The sequence below is a fragment of the uncultured Caldilinea sp. genome (genome assembly GCF_937128415.1).
Taxonomy (GTDB): Bacteria; Chloroflexota; Anaerolineae; order Caldilineales; family Caldilineaceae; genus Caldilinea.
Map to the genome: position 1 here is coordinate 1 of NZ_CAKZMJ010000103.1, position 7,371 is coordinate 7,371.

General features: G+C 65.0%; 5 protein-coding genes. All 5 read right to left on the reverse strand.

Annotated elements, in window-relative coordinates:
* A partial coding sequence (locus tag Q0367_RS19850) for a PKD domain-containing protein (RefSeq protein ID WP_298984329.1) occupies positions 1 to 1,873 on the reverse strand: 1,873 nt, incomplete at its 3' end.
* Between the two features lie 148 nt (positions 1,874 to 2,021).
* The gene (locus Q0367_RS19855; RefSeq protein WP_298984331.1) at positions 2,022 to 4,085 is read right to left on the reverse strand and encodes a hypothetical protein; all 2,064 of its coding nucleotides are present in this window, start codon (positions 4,083 to 4,085) and stop codon (positions 2,022 to 2,024) included.
* A complete protein-coding gene (locus tag Q0367_RS19860) occupies positions 4,025 to 5,662 on the reverse strand; it encodes a LamG domain-containing protein (RefSeq protein WP_298984332.1) in 1,638 nt (545 codons plus the stop codon). Before Q0367_RS19860 ends, Q0367_RS19855 begins: the two co-directional genes overlap by 61 nt.
* Before the next feature lie 124 nt (positions 5,663 to 5,786).
* Positions 5,787 to 6,659: an alpha/beta fold hydrolase gene (locus Q0367_RS19865; RefSeq protein WP_298984333.1), complete on the reverse strand. Its 873-nt coding sequence runs from the start codon at positions 6,657 to 6,659 to the stop codon at positions 5,787 to 5,789.
* Positions 6,656 to 7,371, reverse strand: a 716-nt coding sequence (locus Q0367_RS19870; RefSeq protein WP_298984335.1) for a LamG domain-containing protein, incomplete at its 5' end; no start/stop codon positions are given. The genes Q0367_RS19870 and Q0367_RS19865, both read right to left, overlap by 4 nt.

Below are 7,371 nucleotides of genomic sequence, written 5' to 3' on the forward strand. Positions count from 1 at the left end.
TCACGCGCACCGTCACCGTATAGAGCCCGGTGTTCGGATAGGTGGTCACGGCGGTGTTTGAGAGCGCATTCTCCACGTCGAACACACCGTTGCTGGTCCAGTCGAACGAATAGTACAGCGTATCGCTGGGAACGTCGGTGGCTGTCACCGTAACGGTGACCGGCTCCCCACGGCGCACCGGCGTGTTGCGGTCGATCGATGTGATTTGCGGATTGACATTTGCGATCGTCACCGTCGTCGTCGCCGTGTTGGTGAGGCCGGCGCTGTCGGTGACGAGCAGACCGATCGTATAGACGCCGTTGTCCGGCCAACTCGCCGAAGGCGTGGCGCCGACGGCGTTGTCGTATAGACCGTCGTTGTTCAAATCCCAGGCGAACGTGAGCGGACCGCCGTTGGGATCGCTGCTGGCGCTGGCGTCCAACTGCACCGGTTGCCCTTCCACTCCAGAGTAAGGGCCGCCGATCACGGCTATGGGCGGCAGATTGAGCACGGTGACGGTGGCGGTCCCCGTCAAGTTGTTGGAGGTCGTCGCCTGCACTGTGTCGGTGAAGACGCCCGCCGGCAGATCGGCCGTGAAGAGGCCGCCGCCGTCGATGACGCCGCCGCCGTTGACGACGTTCCAGCTCACCGGCACGCCGGCGACGACCGCGTTGTTGCTGTCATACGCCGTGGCGGTGAACTGCTGCGTCGCGCCGGGGTTCAGGGTTGCTGAAGCAGGGGCAACCACAAGCGATGTGGGGCCAAAATACGAAAAGCTCAGCGCCGCCACCTCCGGGGAACGGATCGGGTCGACGCTGGTGAGGGTCAAGCGGTACTGAAGATAGCGACCACTGGGATTGGAAAGCGTCAACGTGTTGACGCCGTTGTTCAACGTTCCTGCAGACGCCCAACTCGACCAGGTTGCGCCGTCCGCCGACGTGCGCGTCTCGAGCGAGGCGCCGGTGTTTGCGAGGATCGTGGCCGTCACCGTCGCCTGCGACCAGTTGGCAATTTGACCGGCGTCCAAAATGCAGGAGGTGTACTGGCCGTTGGACGGATAGACGCCGGCGCGCACCCAGTCCACGAGCAATGGCATCGTGTTGCCCCAATTCGGATCTCCGGGTTGGAGCGGATCTTGATTGTACAAAAACACATAGGTCGTGCGCGTGGAGACGCCGGTGTGCGGCAGCGGATTGTCGCCGGGGACCAGGGTGATCACGCTGCCATCGATTAAATACCAGGTCTCCGTCGGGCCCCATTCAATGCGGAAGGTGCGATACTGGGAGAGGCCATTGCGCTGATCGATTTCATCCTCTCCCCAGTTATTGACCATGGTGTCCACCCAGGGATCGACCGAGCCATCGCGCGAGCGAACATAGAGCAAGCGATCGACGCTGGCGTGCGTCGGCTGACCGATGAAGAGGCGAATAGAGCTTTGGTCTCCAGGGGGCAACTGGAGCGGCGGATAGGCGCGATAGAAACCGATGTCCACGTTGCTGGGCGATCGCAGCAGGCTGGCGTCCGCCATGCGGGCGCTGGCCTCGAAGAAACGCGTTGGCGTCGTGGCGGAGAAAACTTGCACCGAGCGCAGGTAGCTTCCGTAGAGCGTCAGCACGCCGCTGCCGATCAGGGGGACTTGATCGGGATAAGAGGGATTGGAATAGCCGGTGATCCACTGGGTGGCGTCGATCGCCGCGCCATCGAAATAATCTTCGACCGTGGCGCGCAGTCGAATCTCGCCGCCGTTGGCAGTGCTGACGATCGTATTGGTCAAAACAGCGCAGGCGCCGTTGAAATGCACCGCCGCGTCATGGGTGATGACGCCGTTGGGGCCGCTCTGCGCAAAGGCTGCGCCGTAAGGCCACAGAAGCGCAGCCGCCAAGATCGAAAGCATCAACAACGCCAAACCGCTGCTGAGCATCCAATACGCGGGAAACCGGGAAACTGCTTGTTTTGAGGGACGCACCTTCACCATATGCCTGGCCTCCACACAGGTCCTCTATTGTCAGAATTGACCCAAGGCTGCAGATCGGCAGCGCTCGCTACGAGCCGGAATAGCGCGCGTCGACAAACGTTGCGACGCTCTGCAGGTCAATCTGTGCGTACAGTGTAGCACCGACTCGGCGCGTGTGGATTGGAATTAGCTTGCGATTTGCTTGCAATTCCTTCAAATAGGATTGCTTGTGTCGGACAGGCAAGAGCAGAGTGAGGCCAATGTCAGGATGGGCGACATGAACGGCGAACGAGCAATCGCCCGCCTTCGACAAAAGTTGAAAATCTGTCAGCTGCACGGCTGTGCGCGCTTGGGTGAAAGCCAGCCACTGTGCCCCGGAGAGGATAGGGAGTCCACGCTCTGCGCAGGCCGCTAACGCGCCATCGAGGAAGCGGCCGGCGCCTTCAGTCCACGGTCCAGGGACGGCGAAGGGGTCCAGATGAAACTGAGCGCCCAGCGCAGCGTAGGCGCCGGTGGCGGTGCGACGAATCAACTCCCTTACAATTTCAACAGCCTGCTCCGGCGCAAAGCCTGTGAAATTGGCGCCCCACGGCATGTCGATCAGCTGCTCGTCGACCAAGTGCGTGTTCTGTTGCCAGTTGTCGATCAGCCGCCCATCTGCATCTACGAAGCGCATGGGAAGCCCGCTGCCGGTGAAATAGCCGAACGCCCAGGAGCCGTCGGGACGCCGGAAGGCGGGGCCGACGTGGTAATAGTCCAGGTTCATGCGCACACCGTAGCCGGCCTGCACGCGCGCCGTATCCGCCCAGCCGTGCCAGAGCACGCGGTGGGTGCGCGTGGTGGTGAATTCGCCGTAGCCCAGGCCGGTGAACTGCCGCCAGTAGCGCTCCCAGCCGATCTCCAGGCCTTCCTCGACGTAAGGGTGCAGGGCGAACTCGTGACCGCGGTCTCGCCACGCTTCGGCGTGATACGGGGTGACCACGTCGGTCGGCGGCAACGCGTCGCCCAGAACAGGCTGCTCCTTCAACCAATCGCGCACGCGACGCAGGGCGCGGCGCACAGGATTGGTCGGCGGCGGCGTGTAGTAGACCGACATCGCCCCGCCCCACCCTTCCACGCGGCGCAACACCTCGTCCACCGCCGACGCCGGGTTGTTGTGCGAGTCGCCGGTGCAGACGAGCGCGCTGTCGGCGCGGCCGGGGAAGTACCAGAGACGCGGCAGAGGGGCTGCGCTCACTTCGTTGAGCAAATTGACCAGCAGGCGCTGTTGTTCATCGGCTTGAGGGAGATGGATGCGATCCAGGTCGATGAAGCCGACGAAGCGATCGACGGCGCGCACGCCTTCCAGGCCATCGGCTTCGACGTCGACGCGCTCCATCGGCCCCTGCCGCGTGCGCACGACGCTCGCCGCCAGGTCGTAACACCACGTCGCCACGGCGCCCTTCCCCAGGCGGCGATAGGCGACCGCCGGCGCCTGGACGATGACGCCGTCGCGATCGCACAGGTGGGCGACGGCCTCCGCCTCATACAGCGCGTAGTGGCGCAACGGCGCATGGAATTGCATGGCGTCGCCTGCGATTCCTTCCGTCCCGATGGCGCCCGGCTGAATGCGCAGATAACCTTCGTGGGTGATGGTTTCGCTCCAGGTCAGCCCACAGAGCGGCGCCAGCGCAGCGTTCGGCAGCACCACGATCAGGCCGCCGCCCGCCAGAGCGAACTCGCGCAACGCTTCGGCCTCGGCTTGGCTCACGGAGCCGGGGAGCACAACGGCGGCGGCGACGCGCTTCAGACCGGCGGAGGTCGCGTCCGATATGGACAACGCCTGCGCATACGGCAGCCCTTCGACGCGCAAAATTTCCAACCATCCATCCGCCAGCGCGCCTTCCGGGCGGAGCAGAACAAGCGGCGCATTGTTGTCAGCCTGGTTTTCATCCTCCACGTACAGCGGCGCGTTCGGGAAGGCGGCGCCGCTGCTCTCAAACATCAGGCGGCCCCCGGCGATCAGCGGCGCGCCCACCAACCCGGCGGCGAGCGCCAGCTTCAGCGCGTCGCGACGGGTGAGGGAAAGCGAAGCGCGCAGCGGGGCCTTGCCTATCTCGTGGTGCTTGCACATGGCGAGCTGTTGTGAATCAAAGGCAGAAACAACGTCCACGCAGAGCCGCCCTCCGGCGCCTGTGTAGGCGTTGCATTGGAGGTGGCCGTAGGCGTCGGCGTGTGCGTCGGGCAAGGAGTCGGGGTTGGCGTAGGGGAGCTTTCCGGCGTCGGCGTCTGGCCAAGGGTGGCCTGTCCTCCCGGCGTCTCCGAGGGGAGTGGGGGGATGGCGCCGCCGGAGGTGGCCGTGGGCGTCGGCGTGTTTGTAACCGTGGGCGTTGGCGTGTTTGTAACCGTGGGCGTCGGCGTGTTTGTAACCGTGGGCGTTGGCGTGTGCGTCGGCGTCCGTGTAGGCTCTGCAGTGGCTGTTGGCGCGCCGGTATTGGTGGCCGTCGGTGAGGCGGTGACGGTCGCTGTGGGCGCGTCGGTGGCCGTCGCCGTGGGCGTTGGCGTGGATGTTGGCGTGGATGTTGGCGTCGCCGTAGAGGTGTGCGTCGCAGTTGAGGTTGGGTCGCTCGTCGCCGTCGCTGTGCTTGTGGCCGTCGCCGTCATTGTGTGCGTGGCCGTGGGCGATGGCGTATTGGTTGCCGTCGCTGTGTTGGTGGCTGTTGCCGTGGGCGTGCGGGTTGCCGTCGCTGTGTTCGTGGCCGTCGCCGTCATTGTGTGCGTGGCCGTGGGCGATGGCGTATTGGTTGCCGTCGCTGTGTTGGTGGCTGTCGCCGTGGGCGTGCGGGTGGCGGTCGGCGTGGGCTGGTTGAACGGGGTGTCGGTGACGTAGACGGGGCCGGCCGGCGAGCCGCCGTAGGCGCACCATCCATGGCTCGGGCCGCCGCTTGCTCCAGAAACGTCGAGAATTGCGCCTGTGCACGGGCCGGCCGGGCCTTCGTCGAAGTGATAGAGCGCCACGGTGTGGGCGTCGCCGATGAATGGCGCCGTTGGCCGCGAAAATGCGGTCGAGTAGCGAGCGATGTTCGACAGGCGCAGCTCGTCCAGCCAGCCGCTGAACGAGGGATACTGGGCGCCGGCGTCGTGCTTCTCGGCGCCCAACACGATGAACGGATCGGCGGGATAATTCGTGGCGCGGCCGTTGCGATAACTGGCGTCGCCGCTGACGCTCTGTGCAGAACCGACAAGCTGCCCATCGACGTAGAGCCGCATGGCGCCGCTCAGTGTCCGCACGGCGGCGACGTGACGCCATGCCCCATCGTCCACGCGCTCGCTGCTGCAGACGGTGGTTCCGGCGGAGCCCACCGAGACGCCGAAGACGAGCCGGCCGCCTCCCAACGAAATTCCGAAGTCGCCGTAGTCGCCTGCGCCGAAGATGTCGCGATCGAAGATGACGTTGCCGTAAATCCAGCCGTCGTTTTCATTGCAGCGCGCCACGCCATTGTTTTCTCCGGGCAGGGCGCGCATCCAAAACTCGACGGTGAAGTCGGCGGCGCCGATGTCCGCAGGGCGCTCCGGCGCGTCGATGGGAATCAGCACGCGATCGAGCCCTGGCGCGCGCACGCCGGAGCCGTAGAAACGCAGCGCATAGCCGGTTGTCTGTGCATGGAGGTGCGCTTTCTGTTCAAAGAGCGACAGTGCGATCCACGCTCCACTCAGCAGAGTAAAGCATCCGACGACGAAAGATAACAAGGTTCGATGACGCCTCACCATGGTCTCAGTGTATACGCGCCTCTATCCATTGTAGAAGTCACTGCGTTCCTCTTTCAGGAAGCTTCGAAGCCTCTGGAGGATTGTGTGAGGCGATTTCCGGATTTCACCTATTTTTCGCCGCCTCTGCCTGGAGCCACTCCAACATGCTCTGCATCGCCCCCCGGTGGTAACGCTTCACCCACGAAGGATCGCTCCAGTCGATCGGCCCGTCCTTCACATCGAACAGCGTGTGCTCGCTGTGCTCGGCGACATAGTAGCTGCTCGCATAGCCTGTGCGGCTGCGATGCGCCTCGACCGCCTGCACGGTGATGGCGTCCAGGTTCGGCTCGCTGTCTGAGACGATAATGTGCAGCGGCGCCTCGATGTGCACGATGCGTTCTGGGCCGAGCAGGCTGGACAGCAAGACGACGCCCGCAGGAGGATGAACGGCGGCGAATTCGCTGAAGCGCGCCGCCAGATGTTCGGTCCCGATGCTTTGCGCAACGATGAAAACCCGGCTGCGATCGACGCCCGGCTGCTCCACCGCAGCCCGATAAGCCGCAAGCGCGTCTTCCGCTTCGCAGCAACCATATTCGCCTTCGCTGCGGCCGGTTCCGCGCTTATCGAAACGAAAGACGGCGAACCCGGCCTGCGTCAACAGCTCCGCCATATAGCCGTAGGCGTCGCGCGTCGCCGGACCGGAATGATGGAGGATAAAGACGAGCGGCGCCTCCTCCTCGCCGAGCGGGAGGTCCAGCTCACCGGCGAGCGTCGCATCCCCGGAGACAAAACGCACCTCGCGCCGTTCACGCGTGATTCCTTCCAGCGCCGGCGTGGGGACGGCGTCGCCCGTGAGCGGGTCGATAAACACGGCGGGTTGCGTTTCGGCTCGCCCCGACGTCATCGGCGGAGCAGGAGAGACGCAACCGCTCAACATCATGATTCCGATGAGAAGCGCCGCCCAGCTGCGCATCACGCCATCCAGCAAGCAGGTCAACGGTTGGCGGCGATCCAGGTCGGGTCATCGGCGCCGGCGGCGGTCGAGGCGCCCAGCACGCCGTTGCGCCCGTTGCCGGACGAATCGGCGACCGTCTGTCCGCTCCCCTCGTTGAACGCCCACTGCGCCAGCGTCTCTGCATCCGCTGCGGGCAGAGCAGTCGGCGGCGTAAAGTTGGCCGCATAGCGCACCGAAGATGAAATGCGCACGTCATCCAGCGCGCCGGCGAAGAAGGGGTAGCCGGTCAGGCCGCCCATGCGCAGCGTATTGGTCGAGATGCGCAGCGTGGCGCCGATCGTGGCCGGTGCACTGGCGACGCCGTTGACAAAGAGGCGCACCGCGCCGGTGTCATACACCGCAGCCACATGCGCCCACTGTCCGGCGGTCAGCGCCGTCGGATAGAGGACGCCCTGCCAGCCTGCATTGGTGGCGACCCAGAGGATCGGGCGATTGGCGTCCAGCTCCAGCGCCCAACCGTTGTTGTCATCGGCCTCGGCGACGACAATCCCGTAGCTGTTGGCGTTCGTCGGTCGCACCCACGCTTCGACGGTGAAGCGCGAGGCGTTCACCGAGCGCGGGGCGCTCACAAAATCGTTGACGCCGTCGAAGCTGAGCGCCGAGTTGGCCGGCGGAACCGCCGTGTTCGTCGGCGTCGGCGAAGGCCCCGGCGTGGGGGTATTGGTGGGCGTTGGCGTATTGGTCGCCGTGGGCG